This is a genomic window from Alteromonas confluentis (assembly GCF_001757105.1).
Classification (GTDB): domain Bacteria; phylum Pseudomonadota; class Gammaproteobacteria; order Enterobacterales; family Alteromonadaceae; genus Alteromonas; species Alteromonas confluentis.
In genome coordinates, this window is sequence record NZ_MDHN01000010.1 from 1 (window position 1) to 18,292 (window position 18,292).

Annotated in this window: 19 protein-coding genes; 8 read left to right on the top strand and 11 right to left on the bottom strand. The window is 46.5% G+C overall.

All coding sequences use genetic code 11. The annotated features are described in order from the left end of the window. From BFC18_RS21825 to BFC18_RS04555, 6 genes are all read right to left on the bottom strand, one after another. Nucleotides 1–339, bottom strand: a 339-nt coding sequence (locus tag BFC18_RS21825) for a hypothetical protein (protein ID WP_070124016.1), incomplete at its 3' end; no start/stop codon positions are given. 126 nt (nucleotides 340–465) lie between these two features. Further along, nucleotides 466–861, bottom strand: a complete 396-nt coding sequence (locus BFC18_RS04530) for an energy transducer TonB (RefSeq protein ID WP_070124017.1) — start codon at nucleotides 859–861, stop codon at nucleotides 466–468. A gap of 660 nt (nucleotides 862–1,521) precedes the next feature. After that, entirely contained in the window at nucleotides 1,522–1,905 is a 384-nt protein-coding gene (locus tag BFC18_RS04540; RefSeq protein WP_070124019.1) for a hypothetical protein, read from the bottom strand. A 120-nt stretch (nucleotides 1,906–2,025) separates the two neighbouring features. After that, on the bottom strand, nucleotides 2,026–2,433 hold the full coding sequence (locus BFC18_RS04545; RefSeq protein WP_070124020.1) for a hypothetical protein: 408 nt from the start codon (nucleotides 2,431–2,433) through the stop codon (nucleotides 2,026–2,028). Between the two features lie 252 nt (nucleotides 2,434–2,685). Further along, nucleotides 2,686–4,125, bottom strand: a complete 1,440-nt coding sequence (rmuC, locus tag BFC18_RS04550; protein WP_070124021.1) for a DNA recombination protein RmuC — start codon at nucleotides 4,123–4,125, stop codon at nucleotides 2,686–2,688. Between the two features lie 89 nt (nucleotides 4,126–4,214). Then, a complete protein-coding gene (locus BFC18_RS04555; RefSeq protein WP_070124022.1) occupies nucleotides 4,215–5,744 on the bottom strand; it encodes a fumarate hydratase in 1,530 nt (509 codons plus the stop codon). A 171-nt stretch (nucleotides 5,745–5,915) separates the two neighbouring features. Between BFC18_RS04555 and pabB the strand changes: the two genes are divergently transcribed. The 3 genes from pabB to BFC18_RS04570 all read left to right on the top strand — a co-directional run bounded on the left by pabB (nucleotide 5,916) and on the right by BFC18_RS04570 (nucleotide 9,451). Beyond that, the gene (gene pabB, locus BFC18_RS04560) at nucleotides 5,916–7,334 is read left to right on the top strand and encodes an aminodeoxychorismate synthase component I (RefSeq protein ID WP_070124023.1); all 1,419 of its coding nucleotides are present in this window, start codon (nucleotides 5,916–5,918) and stop codon (nucleotides 7,332–7,334) included. Nucleotides 7,335–7,352: 18 nt separating this feature from the next. Beyond that, a complete protein-coding gene (locus tag BFC18_RS04565; RefSeq protein ID WP_070124024.1) occupies nucleotides 7,353–7,928 on the top strand; it encodes a CoA pyrophosphatase in 576 nt (191 codons plus the stop codon). Nucleotides 7,929–8,077: 149 nt separating this feature from the next. Then, nucleotides 8,078–9,451 carry an L-serine ammonia-lyase gene (locus BFC18_RS04570; RefSeq protein WP_070124025.1) on the top strand — a complete coding sequence of 458 codons (1,374 nt, stop codon included), beginning with the start codon at nucleotides 8,078–8,080 and terminating at the stop codon, nucleotides 9,449–9,451. Nucleotides 9,452–9,481: 30 nt separating this feature from the next. On the opposite strand, the gene cysB is transcribed toward BFC18_RS04570, so the two are convergent. Further along, the gene (gene cysB / locus BFC18_RS04575; protein WP_070124026.1) at nucleotides 9,482–10,456 is read right to left on the bottom strand and encodes an HTH-type transcriptional regulator CysB; all 975 of its coding nucleotides are present in this window, start codon (nucleotides 10,454–10,456) and stop codon (nucleotides 9,482–9,484) included. Between the two features lie 268 nt (nucleotides 10,457–10,724). On the opposite strand from cysB, the gene BFC18_RS04580 reads away from it, so the two are divergent. Together BFC18_RS04580 and BFC18_RS04585 are read left to right on the top strand one after the other, a co-directional pair. Further along, the gene (locus BFC18_RS04580) at nucleotides 10,725–11,423 is read left to right on the top strand and encodes a sensor histidine kinase (protein ID WP_070124027.1); all 699 of its coding nucleotides are present in this window, start codon (nucleotides 10,725–10,727) and stop codon (nucleotides 11,421–11,423) included. A 73-nt stretch (nucleotides 11,424–11,496) separates the two neighbouring features. Continuing rightward, nucleotides 11,497–12,258 (top strand): hypothetical protein, encoded by a 762-nt coding sequence (locus tag BFC18_RS04585; RefSeq protein WP_139138953.1) that lies wholly within the window; start codon nucleotides 11,497–11,499, stop codon nucleotides 12,256–12,258. A gap of 152 nt (nucleotides 12,259–12,410) precedes the next feature. Here BFC18_RS04585 and BFC18_RS04590 read toward each other — a convergent pair whose 3' ends face one another. Beyond that, complete coding sequence (locus BFC18_RS04590) at nucleotides 12,411–13,295, bottom strand: LysR family transcriptional regulator (protein WP_070124029.1); 885 nt, start codon at nucleotides 13,293–13,295, stop codon at nucleotides 12,411–12,413. Between the two features lie 104 nt (nucleotides 13,296–13,399). On the opposite strand from BFC18_RS04590, the gene BFC18_RS04595 reads away from it, so the two are divergent. The 3 genes from BFC18_RS04595 (at nucleotide 13,400) to BFC18_RS04605 (ending at nucleotide 16,240) form a co-directional block, all read left to right on the top strand. After that, on the top strand, nucleotides 13,400–14,107 hold the full coding sequence (locus BFC18_RS04595) for a CoA transferase subunit A (RefSeq protein ID WP_070124030.1): 708 nt from the start codon (nucleotides 13,400–13,402) through the stop codon (nucleotides 14,105–14,107). Between the two features lie 2 nt (nucleotides 14,108–14,109). Continuing rightward, nucleotides 14,110–14,766 (top strand): CoA transferase subunit B, encoded by a 657-nt coding sequence (locus BFC18_RS04600; RefSeq protein ID WP_070124031.1) that lies wholly within the window; start codon nucleotides 14,110–14,112, stop codon nucleotides 14,764–14,766. Nucleotides 14,767–14,908: 142 nt separating this feature from the next. Beyond that, nucleotides 14,909–16,240, top strand: coding sequence for a DEAD/DEAH box helicase (locus BFC18_RS04605; protein WP_070124268.1), 1,332 nt, complete (start codon nucleotides 14,909–14,911; stop codon nucleotides 16,238–16,240). Nucleotides 16,241–16,297: 57 nt separating this feature from the next. Here BFC18_RS04605 and BFC18_RS04610 read toward each other — a convergent pair whose 3' ends face one another. From BFC18_RS04610 to BFC18_RS04620, 3 genes are all read right to left on the bottom strand, one after another. Further along, the gene (locus BFC18_RS04610; RefSeq protein WP_070124032.1) at nucleotides 16,298–16,540 is read right to left on the bottom strand and encodes an EF-hand domain-containing protein; all 243 of its coding nucleotides are present in this window, start codon (nucleotides 16,538–16,540) and stop codon (nucleotides 16,298–16,300) included. Nucleotides 16,541–16,599: 59 nt separating this feature from the next. Beyond that, entirely contained in the window at nucleotides 16,600–17,598 is a 999-nt protein-coding gene (gene trhO, locus BFC18_RS04615; RefSeq protein WP_070124033.1) for an oxygen-dependent tRNA uridine(34) hydroxylase TrhO, read from the bottom strand. 122 nt (nucleotides 17,599–17,720) lie between these two features. Further along, complete coding sequence (locus tag BFC18_RS04620) at nucleotides 17,721–18,284, bottom strand: VC2046/SO_2500 family protein (RefSeq protein ID WP_070124034.1); 564 nt, start codon at nucleotides 18,282–18,284, stop codon at nucleotides 17,721–17,723. Between the last annotated feature and the right edge of the window lie 8 nt (nucleotides 18,285–18,292).

The window sequence follows — 18,292 nt, forward strand, 5'->3', positions numbered from 1 at the left end:
ATACCCAATTAACATTTCTGTGATTACAGCAATTAATATTCCGATGCCTGCAAAGCCCCGAAAATACTCAAATAAGCCGAGAAATGCCATTGCAAACATGGATATAGATATACTTAAGGATATTGCTTGTCGCGCCTCAGAATGTTCCGCATTTCGACTAAACCAAGTTAAAATGGACATGCCAAAAAATAAAACGGATAGCCGTTTCCCAATGAAATATGCACTATCGGATCCCTCAACGCCAAAAATGTAAAATAACAAGTCAGGGAAGACTAGAAAGTTGGCAAACAATATGAATGCGACAACTGATGTGATGGAACTGAGTGTTTTAAAACTCATTATGCTTAATCCAAAATGCCTAACACCCGCATAAAGGGCGATAACACATGGGCTAAAATTAGGAACGAAGTGACGCAGCCCATGTGTTAGCGTCCCAGCGAGCTTGCGAGCGATTTAATGCGTTTGTTATGTACGTTCTAATTCAAACTTGCAGGTGTATTGCAAACCTATTGGCGATTCACTTTTGTCCAGCTTGGAAAGTTCTTTGAAACGCCACTTGGTGAGAGCTTTTTCACAAGCGCGAAGAAAGTTAGAGTTTGAGCACTGCAGCGGTTCTACGTTTGCTGGCGCAGAACCAAATTTTTCTTGATCGATTAAATCAAATGATACTTTACAACTACCTTCAATTCCGTTTTGGAACTCGTAGTCAGGGTACATAGCCGTAATCATGATAATTGGTTTGATATTATTTCTGTTCTCAACTGCCGAATTGATGACCGTATTATCATTGCTGGTAGGAGCGGTTGACTGGCAACCAAGCAATCCCAAAATTGGCAGAGCTAAAACTACAAATTTATTCATCTTCATCCTTAAAGTACATAACACCCGCATAAAGGGCGATAACACATGGGCTAAAATAGGAACGAAGTGACGCTGCCCATGCGTTAGCGTCCCAGCGAGCCTGCGAGCGTTTTAATGCGATTGTTAGATACCGCAGAGACCAACGTTCGCAGCTTTGCTGCCACCGCTGGTTTGAAAATGCTGCAAACTCAAAACATAAACTGACTTTAAAACAACCTAATACGAAAAGCCAAATGTGAAAAAGTGGCCAAAGAAAAGGCGATTTCCAAACAACCACCATTGATATGCTGTTACTTTTGCAAATGCGCTGAACAATACAACGCTTCTAAAGCCTGATACCAAAAGAGCGATGATGTTCGTGCCGAAACAACATGGCGATGTTCTGTAAAGCGGTGATTTCTGGTTGCTGGCTTTACGATTCTGGAGACAACTTCGTTGACTTGCCGCTAGCGAAACCGCTGCCGCCAAACTCTCAATGAGCCCCAGAAGAAACAACCTTGCGCATCTAGGCGCACAAAGAAACAAAGAGAGAAATGAAAGAACTAAATAGAATCTAACACCCGCATAAAGGGCGATAACACATGGGCTAAAATTAGGAACGAAGTGACGCAGCCCATGTGTTAGCGTCCCAGCGAGCTTGCGAACGATTTAATGCGTTTGTTATAAGGCTCCCAGCTTACAACGTTTTAGCTGCCAGTTTTGCGATTTTTCGTTACCTGAAAATTTAGGGATTTCAAAACCATAAGATTCCCATCCTAAATTACCCAATGAATTAAGTATATTTATAGGGTCGAGAGATTTGACTGAAAAATAATCCTTCAAAGATTTGTCAGTTGAGTCACTACTAAGTAGCTTGTTATTAGACCACACTGTTAATCCAGCTGGACTCCTCCACACAGTAACACTGTCGAATTTCTCATCTTCTGGTTTTTTACCATTCGATGTAACTGTGGTTAGTAAACTTCCATATTCCCACCTTTTACAGTCAGCTATGCAGGTTATGCTGAATGTCAAAAAAAGAGTGACTAATAAAATTTTCACCATTACTTTCGAGCCTTATAACACCCACATAAGGGGCAGTAACACGTGGGCTAAAATCCGAGCGAAGCGACAGAGCCCACGTGTTACTGTCCCAGCGAGCTTGCGAGCGATTTAATGCGTTTGTTAGGTGCCTTTAGCACCGTTAACCTCTTGAGTTACTTTACTATTTAACTCAATAAAGTCCTGAACCAATTTGTCACAGTCGACTTTTTCCGCACCGCATCGAACCTGTGTATCGATAAAAATTTGACCGTTTTCTTCAACTACAACTCGCCTCACGACAGAGGGGTAAGCGGAGTGGTTAACGGGAGCAAAAGACCACAAAGCTTTTTCGGCGTTGTCACTAACAATCGTCCAACCGCCCTTCCCACTAATATCGACATTAGGCTTATTACGAAGTGCTTCTAAAGCTAATTCAACGCTTTCGTAACCGAACACTTTTCCATTCTTACCTTTGTAACCAAGAGCTTCATCGGCTAAACAGAAACCAGATATCAATAAAGGAACTATTACGAAAAGAATACGATGCATAAATCCTCCTTGTGCACCTAACAACTTACTAAATCCCAAACTGTCCGTTTTCCCGGTCCCTGTTTGGGATATTTTATGATTATAAAGAATTCCAGATTAAGCCAAAACATCCCTTAAATCCACCTGTTACCATATTGTCGTTTTTTGTCGGTTTGTCTAAAAACGACAAAACGGGAATTATTCCGCCTTAGCGAATTTTCCAAGGCAATCTTTGTCTTTTCCTTTCTCTCTAATGCTTGGTTGGTTAAACATTTATTCACCTTCCTCGTCGGCAGGCATCAGGCCGGGATTGAGTTTCTTTTGTGGCTGTACGCCGAGTTCGCGGAAATATTCTACTTGCCGCACCAGGTTTCCGCGCCCTTCTGTAAGCTTGTTCATGGCAGCGTCGTAGGATTTTTGCGTGTTTTCCACGTGCTTACCTACTTTTTCTAAGTCACCAATAAAGCCCACGAACTTGTCGTACAGCTTGCCTGCATGCTCGGCAATATGCTGTGCATTTTGGTGCTGGTATTCGTATTGCCAGATGTTGTTGATAGTACGAAGAGCCACCAGCAAGTTAGTTGGGCTTACGAGCAAAATATTGTTGTCTAATGCTAGGGAAACCAGCGAGGGATCTTCCTGCACTGCCAAGAGAAAAGCGGGCTCGACGGGAATGAACATGAGTACGTAATCCAGCGTTCGCAGTGACTTGATGTCCTGGTAGCGTTTGCCACCGAGCCCCTTGATATGTGCCTTTAGCGAGTTAACGTGTTCGGAAAGAAATCTTGCGCGTAGCGCATCGTCATCACAGTTAAAGAATTGTTCGTAGGCACGCAGGCTAACTTTGGAATCGATAATAACATCTTTCTCATTTGGCAGATGTACCACCACATCAGGCTGCTGCAATCTGCCGTTGATGTCCTTTGCTGATACCTGGGTTTCAAATTCATGGCCTTCACGCAAGCCGGATTCTTTCAGAATACGCTCCAGCACCACTTCGCCCCAGTTACCTTGTTGCTTGTTGTCGCCTTTCAGTGCTTTGGTGAGGGCGGCGGCTTCTTCGGTAATACGTTTGTTCAGCTCTTTCAGCGACAGAATTTCGGTTTTAAGTGATGCCCGCTCCTGCCCTTCACGACTATGCTGCTCGCCCATCTGCTTTCGGAAGGTATCAATTTGTAACTTTAGAGGTTCGAGCAGTGCATTCATACCGGTGTTATTCATTTGCGTGAAGCGTTCGCTTTTCTGCTCGAAAATACGGTTAGCGAGATTCTCGAACTGCGCCTGAAGACGCTTTTCAGCGGCTTCCATTAGCGCCAGTTTCTCAGTGCTGGCTTTATTGGCTTCATCGAATTGGGCTTGTTGTGACTGAAGGCGTGCAGAGAGATCTGCATTTATCCGCTGCTCTTCCCGGCACTGCTGTTTAAATTCCTTTAGTTCTTCCTGCATCGGCACAATCATGGAGGCGCGATGACTGAGTTCACCAAGCTGTGTCTGGTTATTAAATAAACGCTCGCGATATTCGGCCAACTCCTCATCTAAGGCATCGGTCCGCTGCTTGTATTCTGCAATCAGGTTATTCAGTGAGGATATCTGGCTTTCATAATGTTGGCGTTGCTGTCGATTACGTAAACTGGCGAATAACAACGTAATAGCAATTGCCACAACGAAGGCAGCAAGTACAGGCAGGGAAGAAAAAGGAGTTAACGCGTCCATAGTGATTCTCTTTATTATTGAACCACTATTGTGCCACCCACAAACAAAAACGGGTACCTAAAGGTACCCGTTTACAGCAAAAATACTGTTTATTTAGCCAGTTCTTTGTCTAGCTCTTCAATTTTTGCTTTCCAGATAGCCGGTCCGGTCTTGTGCGCGTTGGCACCGGTGCTATCTACTGCCACCGTTACAGGCATATCTTCTACTTCAAATTCGTAGATGGCTTCCATACCTAAATCTTCGAAAGCCACAACCCGGGCTTTCTTGATCGCTTTTGATACCAGATATGCTGCACCACCAACCGCCATCAGATACACTGATTTATGCTTAGCAATAGACTCAACCGTCGCAGGGCCACGCTCTGCTTTACCAATCATGCCCGCGATACCGGTTTTTTCCAGCATCATGTCGGTGAATTTATCCATACGGGTAGCCGTTGTCGGGCCAGCAGGACCAACCACCTCGTCACCCACTGCATCAACAGGGCCTACGTAGTAGATGAACTTACCGTTCAGATCCACACCTTCAGGCAGGCCTTCACCGTTATCCAGCATGGTCTGAATGCGTTTGTGTGCCGCATCACGGCCAGTCAACATCTTACCGGACAGCAGCACGGTTTCGCCTACTTTCCATTCCTGGATATCTTCTTTGGTTACTTCGTCCATGTTCACACGGCGGGTATTTTCGCTGACTTCCCAGGTTACTTCCGGCCATTCTTCCAGCTTAGGCGCTTTCAGGTCTGCAGGACCGCTACCGTCAAGGTAGAAGTGAGCGTGACGGGTTGCCGCACAGTTAGGGATCATCGCAACAGGCTTAGATGCCGCGTGAGTCGGCAGAGACATCACTTTAACGTCAACAACGGTGGTCAGACCGCCCAGACCCTGTGCACCAATGCCCAGTTTGTTTACCGCGTTGTAAATGTCTACACGCAGTTTCTCTTCGGTGGTCTCAGGACCGCGTTCAATCAGCTCCTGAATATCAACCGGATCCATCAGACTTTCTTTTGCCAGTACCGCGGCTTTTTCAGCTGTACCGCCGATACCTATTCCCAGCATGCCCGGCGGACACCAGCCAGCACCCATGGTTGGCAGGGTTTTCACTACCCATTCAACGATGTCGTCAGACGGGTTCAGCATAACCATTTTAGATTTGTTCTCAGAACCGCCACCCTTGGCCGCGATCATCACTTCAATCTTATCACCGGCAACCATATCAAGGTGAACAACCGCTGGCGTGTTGTCTTTGGTGTTCTTGCGGCTACCTGCTGGGTCAGCAACGATGGAAGCACGCAGCGGGTTATCTGGGTTCAGATACGCGCGACGCGTACCTTCATCAACCATTTGCTGAACGGTCATGTCGGTTTTGTCCCAGCTCACGCCCATACCCACTTTTACGAAGCAAGTAACAATACCGGTGTCCTGACACAGCGGTCGCTTGCCTTCAGCAGACATGCGAGAGTTAATCAGAATTTGCGCCATGGCGTCTTTGGCTGCCTGGCTCTCTTCTTTAAGGTATGCCTGCTCTACCGCTTTTACGTAATCCAGTGGATGATAATAAGAGATGAACTGAAGCGCATCTTCAATGCTGTCAATGAAGTCTTGTTGACGGATAACGGTCATGGCGTCCTCTTTTCTAAGTACCTTGTAGGTGTTCTTGGTGGTGTTAAGGAATCGAAAGAGCGTATACTAGCGCATCTTGGCAAACCGCACCACGTTTCAGGCCTGCGACTTTGGTGTCGCTTATGCGTTTTGTTTATATAATAGTGTTACAGAGCAATTGTTTATATCTTCATGAGTCACAATTTGTACAAACCGTCTTCCAACACACTGTTTATCAGTGAAATCGACACAACCGAGCCATTTACACAACTTTTCGAACGGGTACAGCACCTTCCCTATGCCATGCTGTTCGATACCTCGGGCGGTAATACCGCGTTTGGTCGTTACAATATTATGTTGTGGGCCCCCTCTGTGGTTGTTGAAAGTCGTCACGGTAAAACCCGGGTTACTATTAGTAACACTGGGCAATGTACTGAATCATCAGAGGCGCCATTAAAGGTACTCGATAATTTGCAGCGTGCTGCGCTTTCCGCTATTTCAATCGACACCAACGTACCCACGACAGACATACAAGCATTACCGTTTCTCATCGGAAGTGCCGGCTTAGCAGGTTATGATTTAGGCCGGTATTACGAAGTGCTGCCTGAAAACGCTTGCGATGAATACGTTTGTCCTGATCTTGCTGTCGGTTTGTTCGAGCAATCTGTGATAGAAGACACGGCAACCGGTAAACGCTATTTTTGTCGACTCTGTAACATAGAAGCACCTGATTTTCCTGTTGTAGATGCGCTAGATGATGAAGCCGAGTCATTTCGTCTTACCAGTAACTGGCAATCAAACCTTACTCAACAACAGTATGTCAGTGCGCTACATCAAATTCATGAGTACTTGCTCGCCGGCGATTGTTATCAAGTCAATATGGCGCAACGTTTCAAGGCCAGTTACATTGGTAACGAATGGCAGGCGTATCAGACACTCAGTGCAGCAAACAAAGCCCCTTTTTCTGCCTTTTTCCGCTTACCAGAATCCACCGTTATCAGTATCTCACCGGAACGATTTTTATCAGTTCGCGAGGGAAAAGTGGAAACGAAACCCATTAAGGGAACACGCCCGCGCTTCACAGATGCTAAACAAGATAAAGCCAGTGCTGACGCATTGTTAGCTGCCGAGAAAGACCGCGCAGAAAACTTGATGATCGTGGACTTACTGCGAAACGACTTATCTAAACACTGCAAACCTGGCACCGTTGAAGTGCCTGCACTCTTCGCCCTTGAAAGTTACGAAGCCGTGCACCATATGGTTAGTACCGTGACGGGTGAATTAAATGACGATGCCAGCCCACTGGATTTATTAGCTGGCGCTTTTCCAGGCGGTTCTATAACCGGCGCACCGAAAATACGTGCAATGGAAATTATCGATGAATTAGAGCCCCATCGTCGAAATGTGTATTGTGGCAGTATTTTTTATCTCGGCTTCCGGCAGGATATGGACTCCAGCATTCTTATCCGAACGTTGTTGGCCGAACAGGGAAATCTATACTGCTGGGCCGGTGGCGGCATTGTGGTCGATTCACAGCCAGACGAAGAATATCAGGAAACCCTGGACAAAGTGTCGCGCATCTTACCCACGCTCAAACAATTTATGCGCTAAACGAACCGGAGACAGCCCTTGAATCGCAATGAATTTCTGCAACGTTATCACCATCTCAGACTGGTGGATTACGAAGCTGATTTTCCTCTACGCAAAGCGGGACGTGCAGCTGCCGTGCTTATCCCTTTGGTAGAGCGCGATAACGGCTTAATGGTGCTACTAACCGAAAGAGCACTACACTTGCGCCATCACCCTGGGCAAATTAGTTTCCCCGGTGGCGGTGCCGAAGCACAAGATAACTCCCTTATCGAAACGGCCTTAAGAGAAGCGCACGAAGAAGTGGGCGTGCTTCCATCTGAAGTAGAAGTGATTGGTGCGCTTCCGGAATACCGCACTATCAGCGGCTATGCCATGACCCCGGTAGTGGGGTTTGTGTCACCGCAGCATGCCATTACCATCGACCCCAATGAGGTGGCATCTACTTTTGAAGTACCGTTAGCATTTCTTATGAATCGCCAGAATCATCTGGTACACATGGCGCAGCGTTTCCCCAGGCAGTATCCGGTGTATTTTATTCCTTGGGAAAACCGCATGATTTGGGGCGCAACTGCGGCAATTCTTCGTAATCTTTCCAGTCATCTATTAAACGACTAAGCGGGTTTGTCTGGCCCGTCTGCTATCAACATTTATTTACATCCTATTAGCTTTTCTTATTCAACCATAAAATTTTCTGTATTGTAGTTAATCGATATCCCATGCATCATCGTTAACCATAATTAAAATAATGTGAGTTACGACAGTTTATGATCAGTGTATTTGATATGTTCAGCGTGGGTATTGGCCCCTCCAGTTCCCATACCGTTGGCCCAATGCGTGCCGGTGCGGAATTCGCCGCTGAGCTTAGTGCTGACCAATCGATTTCTTCAATAACCGCGGTTACCGTAGAGTTGTATGGTTCTTTAGGTCAAACAGGTAAAGGCCACGGTACAGGCAAAGCCGTTATTCTCGGTTTACTGGGTGAAATGCCTGAATCTGTTGATGTCGATACCATCGACAGCCGCCTGGCTGACATAGAGAAAACACAATTTTTATTACTAAACGGTGAGCAGCGCGTTCGTTTTCCAAATAAAAACGCCATTGTTTTTCATCGCCGAAAAACACTGCCCAAGCACGCCAATGCACTGACATTTTTTGCCTACGATAGCACCGATAACCTGGTTAAATCCCAAACCTATTACAGCATAGGCGGCGGATTCATTATCAAAGATGAAGATTTTGATGCTGCAAAAACGCTGGCAATGACCACGCAAGCCACAGTGCCCTACCCGTTTAAAACAGCGGCGCAACTTTGCGAGCAGTGCAACACAAATGGGTTGCGGATCAGTTCTTTGATGCTGAAAAACGAAAATGTGCTTCGCCCTGCTAAAGAAGTTAAAAGTAAACTGTTTGATATCTGGCTTACCATGAAAGCCTGTATTGAACGTGGTATCGACAACGAAGGTATCCTTCCTGGCGGTCTTAAAGTGGTGAGGCGAGCACCGGGTTTGTACCGCCGATTACAATCGGAGCGCTCTGCCGATCCCATGCAAACTATGGATTGGGTTAACCTCTTTGCCCTCGCCGTTAACGAAGAAAATGCTGCCGGTGGTCGTGTGGTTACCGCGCCCACAAACGGTGCCGCGGGAATTATTCCTGCCGTCATGGCCTATTTCGACAAGTTTATCCGCCCCATGGATGAAGAAACGGCCGCACGTTTTCTGCTAACGGCTGGTGCCATTGGTATTCTGTATAAAGAGAACGCGTCGATTTCTGGTGCAGAGGTAGGCTGTCAGGGTGAAGTGGGCGTGGCCTGTTCTATGGCAGCGGGCGCATTGGCCGAAATTATGGGTGCCACGGTGTCTGCAGTAGAAAATGCTGCGGAAATCGGCATGGAACATAACTTAGGGCTTACCTGCGATCCGGTGGGTGGCCTGGTACAAGTGCCGTGTATTGAACGCAATGCCATGGGCGCGATCAAGGCCATCAACGCCAGTCGCTTGGCAATGCGCGGTTCAGGCGATCATAAGGTGTCACTGGATAAAGTAATTAAAACCATGCGCGACACCGGCAATGACATGAAAACCAAATACAAAGAAACCGCCAGAGGCGGTCTCGCAGTCAACATTATCGAATGTTGATGATGTAAGGTGTGCGAATTTGCCGGTTAATTATTTAACCGGCAACGTGATCCCACGGAACATTTTTTCCACTTCATCATTGTTCTTCAGCATCATCGCTTTTTCCACCTTGTCTTTGGTCAGATGCGGTGCGAATCGCTCGATGAAGTCATACATGTAAGTACGCAAAAACGAGCCTTTGCGGAAACCAATTTTGGTGGTGCTGTAATCGAACAAGTGCGACGCGTCGATTTTCACCAGATCGCTATCAAGTTCTTCACTTACCGCCATAGAAGCAATCACGCCAATGCCTACTCCTAAACGCACATACGTCTTGATGACATCGGCGTCGGTGGCAGTAAACACAATTTTTGGTGTCAGGCCGGCGCGTTCAAAAGCTTGATCCAGTTCAGACCTACCCGTAAAGCCAAACACGTACGTCACCAGCGGATACTTTGCAATATCTGAAATATCAATAGAACCTTTCTTAGACAGCGGGTGATCTTTATTCACAATCACACTTCGGTTCCAGTGATAGCAAGGCAGCATCACCAGGTCGTTATACAAATGCAATGCTTCGGTGGCAATGGCAAAGTCGGCTTCGCCTTTGGCAGCCAAATCAGAAATTTGAGACGGAGTACCCTGATGCATGTGCAAAGATACTTTCGGATATTTGTGCATAAAGCCTTTAATCACATCGGGCAACGCATAGCGTGCCTGAGTATGGGTAGTCGCAATATTCAGCTTGCCTTGATCTGGCAAGGTATGCTCTCGAGCAACCGACTTAATGCTTTCAACTTTGGCGAGAATTTCCCGGGCAATATTGATTACATCGTTACCTGCATCGGTAACGTGAGTAAGGTGTTTGCCGCTACGACCAAAGATTTGTACGCCCAATTCATCTTCTAGCATACGAACTTGCTTGGAGATACCGGGTTGAGAGGTGTACAGACTTTCTGCTGTTGCGGATACATTCAGATTGTTGTTTTGAACTTCAACGATATATCTGAGCTGCTGTAATTTCATTGCGCGAGTCCTTCACCGACTTGAACAAAATAATCTATTTTGATCTACCGTTATAACTAAAACTGCAGACGAAAGCTATAGGCTATTCGGTTATAACGAGATTAAATGCGCCTGATTAAGATGATTTACACTACAACAAACCTTTTTAATTCAGTTCTGTAGACAGTGACCGATAACCTATTTGTAAGCTATACTCACACTCAGTTCAGACCAATACATTCAATCGATGTGGGTTTGATTAGCAAATAAATTATCAGGACATAACAGCATGTCGTCATCACAGCCATCTCAAACCATTGATTTTTCCTCGGTGCTTGCTGCCGCTGTGCACGACATGAAGAACTCACTCTGCTTGCTAATACAGTCGATAGAGTCGCTGTCTGAGCTGGTTCCACCCGGTAATGGTGAAGTGGCAACACAGGTGGCCAGTGTGCACTACGAGGCAACACGGCTGAATACGAACCTGGTGCAGATCCTGTCGTTATACCGTGCAGAACTCGACAAACTGCCTGTCACGATTGATGAGTGTTTCATTAGCGATTTATTCGATGACGTAATGTCTTCCGTGCGCATTTACATGGAACAGAAGAACCTGCTGGTGACCATTAACGTGCAAGAAGATATAAGTTGGTATCTCGACAGAGAATTGATTTTTATGTTGATTAACGATGTACTTATCAACGCAATGCGTTATGGCACCTCTCAAATACAACTCACTGCAACTATAGTGGACAACAAGCTCATTATTACCGTTGAAGATGATGGTGAAGGCTATCCCCAGTCAATGTTAGAGAGGAGTACGCAGGATTTAGCCGGTTTCGATGTGAGTCAGGGGCGAACTGGCCTGGGGCTTTATTTCGCCAGACTCATTGCCAATGCCCATTGTAAACAAACAACCCATGGTGAGATTTCTCTCAGTAACGGTGGTAACCTTGGCGGCAGTGTCTTTGAAGTCACACTGCCGTAACGATGAATCGGACAGGTCAGTACAGAATCGGCGAAATGAATGTAATCGTCGAACCTTTAGAAATGGATAATCAATCATGTTTACAATAATAATCCTCATCGTTGTGCTACTCATTGCGGCCTTTGTGATTAATGCTTTTCAACAGCATCGCGCGCGTCAAGAGCAAGAGAAACGCAACGAATTATCGAAATACCGTAATCTCATTGATGAAACAGAGAACGTTATCTCAGCATGCGCATCCATGCCGGTTTCGCCGCGCCTTATTCAAATTTTGAATGACCGGGTACTCACAGGCTTGAAAGGGATGGCTGAGCTGGGTGCGGCAAATTCAGATATAAAGAAAAGAATTTCAGAAGCCGAACAGCAAAAAAATGGCACAATGTCGTTAGATAACAGCCCCACTAACGAGTTTGTTCTGCCCGATAACGATAAGTTAATCATCCAATATATTCAGGCCGTTAAGAAACTTCGCATTTTGCTTCGCTCAGAGCTGTCTAAAGGGCGTCTCAATAACAAGACCTTTGCTGAAGAAGATAAAATCCTCGAACGACTCCAGTTAAAAGTGAATGTCGAAACATTGGTTAAACGGGGCAGAACAGCCATGCAGTCAGGCATGCTTGGTTCTGCCAGACAATATTTTGAAAAAGCCATAAAAGCATTAGAAGCACAATCGCAACCCGACGAATACATGGCTTCACGATTAGCATCGCTCAAAGAATGGCTCAGTAGCATTCAGGACGATCTAAAAAACGCGAATGCAGAAGATCGCGCCCGTCGTAAAGAAGAAGAGCGGGATGAACTTGATGAGTTATTTGCACCGAAGAAGAAGTGGTAATTTAAGCTCACCCCGTAACTGAAATGAAAAAAGGATTTTTTTCATCCTTTGTGCGTTTGTCATTAACCTCTATGCATCGAACCCGAGCATATTACTCGCTTTATTCACGAGCATAAATTGAAATAAACAAGCTTAACAAGCAAGTTGACTTGCTATTGATATGCGCGCTCACATAATCGCCAAAATTCTTCCGCCGCCACCGACAACCCCGTTCGTTGACTTCGAACCATGCCCACAGACTTCTTCAGCGGATTGTCTTTGATGGCCCGGCACTTCAATCCACGGTTTTCCATTTGCGACTGGCAAATAGCCGGCACCACAGAAATTCCCATACCTTGCGCAATGAACTGACCCACCGAGCCCAACTGTCCCGTTTCGGCGATAATGTTAAGCTGTCCGATATCCTGTGCAACGTGCTCTGTCCAGCGCCGTACCGCTGAGCCCCGATTCATGGCAATGAAGGGATAACGTAACAACTCATGCCACGATATCATGTATTCAGACGCCAGCGTATGGCCCGGATACATCACGGCCACAAATTCATCGGTAAATAACGGGGTGAAAATCAAGCCATCGTGCACTTCCGGCTCGAATGTAAAACCAATTTCCGCATTTCCCTGAAGAACATTTTCAATCGTTGCCTCCATGACAACGTCCAACACCCGAAGTCGAATGTTACTAAACTGCCGATGGTAATCATTCAGTAACGCCGGCAATTTACTCTCTGCAAAGGAAGGCATGGCAGCGATGGTGAGCTTACCTTGCTGCATAGCGAACAAATTCTGCATGTCGTGGTAAGTTTCGTCCCATTCATTTACCAGTCGTCTTGCTGTGGGTAGCAAAGTATGCCCTTCTGGCGTTAGCGTGACACGACGGGTACTGCGGCTAAACAGTTTGCCTCCCAACTGTTCTTCCATTTTCTTGATAGCCGAAGACAGTGCGGGTTGTGTGAGGTGTAATTTTTCAGCGGCTTCGGCGAAGGTGGCAGATTCCGCAACCCTAATGAAGGCCAACATGTTTCGGTAAGAGATACTCATATTGATAAAATTAATTTATTAATATTGATATAAAATCAATTTTACAAAATTTTATCCTTCGCGGATACTCTATTTGTTTATTTACTCATCAACAGGAGATTCATATGTCAGGTTTCGATAAGGTCGTAACCAGTTATGAAGCAGCACTGGAAGGTCTGTCAGACAACATGACCGTTGTAGCAGGCGGCTTTGGTTTATGTGGTATCCCAGAAGGTTTGATCGCTCAAATTAAAAAAGTAGGCGTTACCGGGCTAACCATTGTGTCGAATAACTGTGGCGTTGACGGCTTCGGTCTTGGCATCCTGCTTGAAGACCGTCAGGTGAAAAAAATGATTTCGTCTTACGTTGGTGAGAATGCCCTGTTCGAAAAGCAATTACTGGATGGCGAGCTTGAAGTAGAACTGACGCCTCAAGGTACATTGGCTGAAAAACTCCGTGCTGGCGGTGCCGGTATTCCTGCTTTCTACACGGCTACCGGATACGGTACACCCGTTGGTGAAGGCAAAGAAGTAAAAGAATTTAATGGCCGCCCTTATATTCTCGAAGAGTCCATCGTGGGCGACTTTGCTATTGTTAAAGCCTGGAAGGCCGACCGTTACGGCAACTGCGTTTACCGTCATACGGCGCAGAACTTCAACCCCATGGCCGCCACGGCCGGTAAGATCACCGTGGTTGAGGTGGAGGAGATTGTTGAGCCGGGTGAACTTGAACCTTCCCAAATTCACACGCCAGGTATTTTTGTAAACCGTGTCATTAAAGGCACGTTCGAAAAACGTATTGAACGTCGCGTCACTGCGAAGAAGGAGGCGTAATCATGGCATTAACCAGAGATCAAATCGCAATGCGCGTAGCGCAAGAATTCCAGGACGGCAGTTACGTAAACCTGGGCATTGGTATTCCTACCCTGGCAGCCAACTATGTACCTGAAGGTATTGAAGTAATGCTGCAGTCGGAAAATGGACTTTTAGGCATGGGCCGCTATCCAGATGAAGATGAAGTGGATGCCGACATGATCAACGCAGGTAAAGAAACCGTGACGGCTATCACCGGCGCTTCCATTTTTAGTTCGGCAGACAGTTTTGCCATGATCCGGGGTGGTCATGTGGATTTCACCGTGCTGGGCGCTTTTGAAGTAGATGTGAACGGCAATATCGCCAGTTGGATGATCCCAGGCAAACTTATTAAAGGCATGGGTGGCGCCATGGATTTAGTAGCCGGTGCCAAGAACATCATCGTTACCATGACGCACGCTGACAAACATGGCAACTCCAAACTGCTCGGAGAATGTACCTTACCCCTGACTGGGGTAAACTGTATTACCCGTATCATTACCGACTTAGCCGTACTGGAAGTGGCTGATGGCGCCTTTCATTTAACTGAAAGAGCACCGGGCGTTTCGGTTGATGAAATTCGTGAGAAAACGGCAGGTAAACTGATTGCCGCCGATGATGTACCGGAAATGCAATTCTGATAATGGGCTCAATCGCCTGTACCCTACCCGAGGCGCTGCTTTAAGCGCCTCTTTCTTGCCGCCACTCTCTCTGATGCCTTTATCTGGTGCTGTCTTTCATGGATAATACCGCCATTGCTATTTATGAGGTATTCACTTGAGCTTGTTAATTGCCGATCTCCCGGTTCATCACAAAATTGTCAAACGTCTTCAGGAAAAGGGCCTTGAAACCTTAACGGACGTACAGGAACAAACCATCCTGCCTGCACTGCAGGGCAAAGACATCATGGCATCGTCTAAAACCGGCTCCGGCAAAACCTTCGCTTTCCTGGTACCTCTGGTTCACAGATTGATGACCACCAAAGCGCTGAGTAAGAAAGATCCTCGTGCGCTTATTCTTGCCCCAACCCGGGAATTGGCTAAGCAGGTGTTCTCTGAGCTCCGCAGTCTGGCTAACGGTGTAGGTATTCAAAGCGCCCTTATCGTTGGCGGCGAAAATTATAACGATCAAACCAAAGTGTTACGCCGTAATCCTCACGTCATCGTAGGCACGGCCGGTCGTATTGCCGATCATCTGGAAGACAAATCTTTCTTCATTAATGGTTTAGAACTGCTTATCTTTGATGAAGCCGATCGTATGATGGACTTAGGATTTGCCGAACAACTCAACCTGATCAACCGATTTGCCGACCACCGCAAGCGGCAAACCATGTTATTTTCAGCTACCCTGGATAACATCGCCCTCACCCACCTCACCCGTGAGCTATTAAAAGCGCCGGTACGTGTTGCTGTGGGTGAATCAACAGCTGCGCACCAGGACATAGAGCAGAGCCTGTATTTCGCCGATGACGTTGAACACAAAGATACCATGCTGCTTGCAGTATTAGAGGCGCAAGCATACAACCAGGCTGTTGTGTTTACGGCGACGCGAGAAGATACCGACCGAATCGCTGCAATTTTGAACGAACAACATCTGGAAGCTATTGCCTTGCGTGGCGATTTGCCGCAAAACCAGCGCGCAGCCATCATGAGCAACTTCAGTCGTGGTCAGCACAGTGTATTGGTCACCACCGATCTGGCATCGAGAGGCTTGGATTTACGTAAAGTGGGCCTGGTCGTCAATTTTGATTTGCCCAAACAGTCCGACGAATATATTCACCGCATAGGTCGCACCGGCCGTGCTGGCGATAAAGGTGTCGCCATTTCATTTGTAGGACCTCGCGACTGGACTAGCTACCTCAACATTCAAAGCCATGTAAGCTACGACGTCACCTGTGCTGCTCACCCTGAATTGCCTGCAAAATTCACAGGCAAAAAAGTACGTACGCCGAAAGCTGCCAATGCCGATAGACAGCAAAACGGCAAAGCACAGCAGAGTGACGGAAATAAACCCGTTGTGAAAAGGCGGGTTAACACCATGAAAGGCGACGAAGCCGGTCATATTCCGGTGAAAAGAAAGAAGCGTACCGATGTGGTAGACGACGAAGAAGAATAAAAAAACGGGCTCATCAGAGCCCGTTTTTAATGGTAAGTATTTTTCGCTAAGCGGGAATTAATATTCCCACCAGCCTTCCTGCCACCAGGCAAGAAATTCTTCGAAGTCGATATAGCCGTCATCATTGTCATCAATAATTTTAAAGCCTTCTTCTACGTGGCTCATTTTCGTTTTTGGTGACAATACGGTCAGCAATTCAATAAATTCAGGCAGGTCGATTTGACCGTTACCGTCTTTATCAAAAAAGCTGAAGTCACTTTTGATTTCGGCGATTTTTTCTTCTGAAAGTTGAGTGCTCACTTAATGTCCTGATTATTTACGACTTATAAATAAAGTGTACAACCCAACTTCCCTACTGTCTACTTAGACTGACTCTGTTTTGCTGCAAGTGCACGTTGACGCTGCGCATCGGCCTTTTCCTGGCGGCGTTTTTCCATTGCAACGCGGGCATCAGAACCAACATGTTCCTCGCTACGCGCTTTTGCCAGTTGAACCTGCTTCTCACGCTCGCGGAAACGGGCAATCTGATCTTCGCTGTGGGTGCCAAAACAGTGCGGGCAGCTCACGCCAGCTTCATATTTATCAGACTGCTTATCGTCCTCTGTGATGGGTAAACGACAGGCATAGCAAGCGTCATACTGACTTTTCTCTAAATCATGATTTACCGCTACACGGTTATCAAATACAAAACAGTCGCCTTCCCACAACGATTCTTCTTTCGGCACATCTTCTAAATACTGCAAGATGCCACCTTCAAGGTGATACACCTCGTCGAACCCCTGTTCCTTTAAGTAAGCCGTCGACTTTTCGCAGCGAATACCGCCGGTACAGAACATGGCCACTTTCTTGTGCTTGTCCTTGTCCATGTTGTCTTTCACATAGTCAGGAAACTCGCGGAACGTTTTGGTTTTCGGATCGACCGCGTGTTTAAAAGTGCCAATCTCAATTTCATAATCGTTACGGGTATCAATCACCAACACGTCTGGGTCGCTAATGAGTGCATTCCAGTCTTTTGGCTTCACGTAAGAACCGACAGTATGACGCGGATCAATACCTTCCACGCCCATGGTCACGATTTCCTTCTTCAGTTTCACCTTGGTGCGGTAAAAAGGCTGTTCTTCGTGTAAGGATTCTTTGTAGGAAATAGGATTGATTCGTGCATCACTGTTAAGGTAAGCCAGCAGGCCATCGATCCCTTCGCGGGTACCGGACACCGTGCCGTTAATGCCTTCATGGGCAAGCAGTAATGTACCTTTGATACCAAGCGCTTCCATCTCATCGACGAGGGGCTGGCGCATAGATTCAAAGTTTTCAAGCGCAACGAATTTGTACATCGCGCAAACGATATATTGAGACATAAGATTGTTCACCTTTGCTGATTGGAACGTAAGACCAGTGCAAATTGCGGCGCGAAATATACCAGAACAGTCCCTTTATGCCAAATGCGCAGCAGACCCCCTCTCGGTATCGTTGATGTAAATCAAGCCGAAAGTAAATCGTTGGATTTTTCTATTACGTCTAATAAACCCGTTTCATCCGCGCTTTTTTGATTTGACGTCGACACACTTAAACGTAACTGCGTTGCTAAACTGCAATTAACTTTTACCTCAGGTGGTATTGATTGCGCATTGTCGCGATAACTGAGCGGGTCCGGGTGCATCGATTGCCATAAAGAAAATGCGGCAACAGCGCCACTGTTTGCCAGCAACGACGTTACGCCTGAGGTTTGATATTCCACTGTGCCAGCCTGCAACGCAGGACGGCGGTAGTGATTTAAACGCGCAGGAAAATCGTCATCAGGTACCGTAGGCTCCTCAGCACCTATTATCCTGAGCGGTTCCGAGCCTGGTTGACAATGTATAGAAAGGTATAAGGAGAACAACGCGCCATTTTGTGTAGCGCGGCCGAGTTCACCAGACCATTCACGATCTGGTAATGTAATTTCCGCCAGAGGATGACGGTGTAATGTCGGGCTTTGTTCGTTCATGATGAGGTTATCGGCATAGAAACAGATAAATAAAGTCTTTTGCGTACAAATTTGCATACTTGAAC

Bases quoted from the DNA above. Each gene is read 5' to 3' on its own strand.
- BFC18_RS04580 (WP_070124027.1), top strand. From the start codon at position 10,725: ATGTCGTCATCACAGCCATCTCAAACCATTGATTTTTCCTCGGTGCTT.
- BFC18_RS04540 (WP_070124019.1), bottom strand. From the start codon at position 1,905: ATGGTGAAAATTTTATTAGTCACTCTTTTTTTGACATTCAGCATAACC.
- BFC18_RS04555 (WP_070124022.1), bottom strand. From the start codon at position 5,744: ATGACCGTTATCCGTCAACAAGACTTCATTGACAGCATTGAAGATGCG.
- BFC18_RS04595 (WP_070124030.1), top strand. From the start codon at position 13,400: ATGTCAGGTTTCGATAAGGTCGTAACCAGTTATGAAGCAGCACTGGAA.
- trhO (WP_070124033.1), bottom strand. From the start codon at position 17,598: ATGTCTCAATATATCGTTTGCGCGATGTACAAATTCGTTGCGCTTGAA.
- cysB (WP_070124026.1), bottom strand. From the start codon at position 10,456: ATGAAATTACAGCAGCTCAGATATATCGTTGAAGTTCAAAACAACAAT.
- BFC18_RS04530 (WP_070124017.1), bottom strand. From the start codon at position 861: ATGAATAAATTTGTAGTTTTAGCTCTGCCAATTTTGGGATTGCTTGGT.
- BFC18_RS04600 (WP_070124031.1), top strand. From the start codon at position 14,110: ATGGCATTAACCAGAGATCAAATCGCAATGCGCGTAGCGCAAGAATTC.
- BFC18_RS04545 (WP_070124020.1), bottom strand. From the start codon at position 2,433: ATGCATCGTATTCTTTTCGTAATAGTTCCTTTATTGATATCTGGTTTC.
- BFC18_RS04620 (WP_070124034.1), bottom strand. From the start codon at position 18,284: ATGCAAATTTGTACGCAAAAGACTTTATTTATCTGTTTCTATGCCGAT.
- pabB (WP_070124023.1), top strand. From the start codon at position 5,916: ATGAGTCACAATTTGTACAAACCGTCTTCCAACACACTGTTTATCAGT.
- BFC18_RS04590 (WP_070124029.1), bottom strand. From the start codon at position 13,295: ATGAGTATCTCTTACCGAAACATGTTGGCCTTCATTAGGGTTGCGGAA.
- rmuC (WP_070124021.1), bottom strand. From the start codon at position 4,125: ATGGACGCGTTAACTCCTTTTTCTTCCCTGCCTGTACTTGCTGCCTTC.
- BFC18_RS04570 (WP_070124025.1), top strand. From the start codon at position 8,078: ATGATCAGTGTATTTGATATGTTCAGCGTGGGTATTGGCCCCTCCAGT.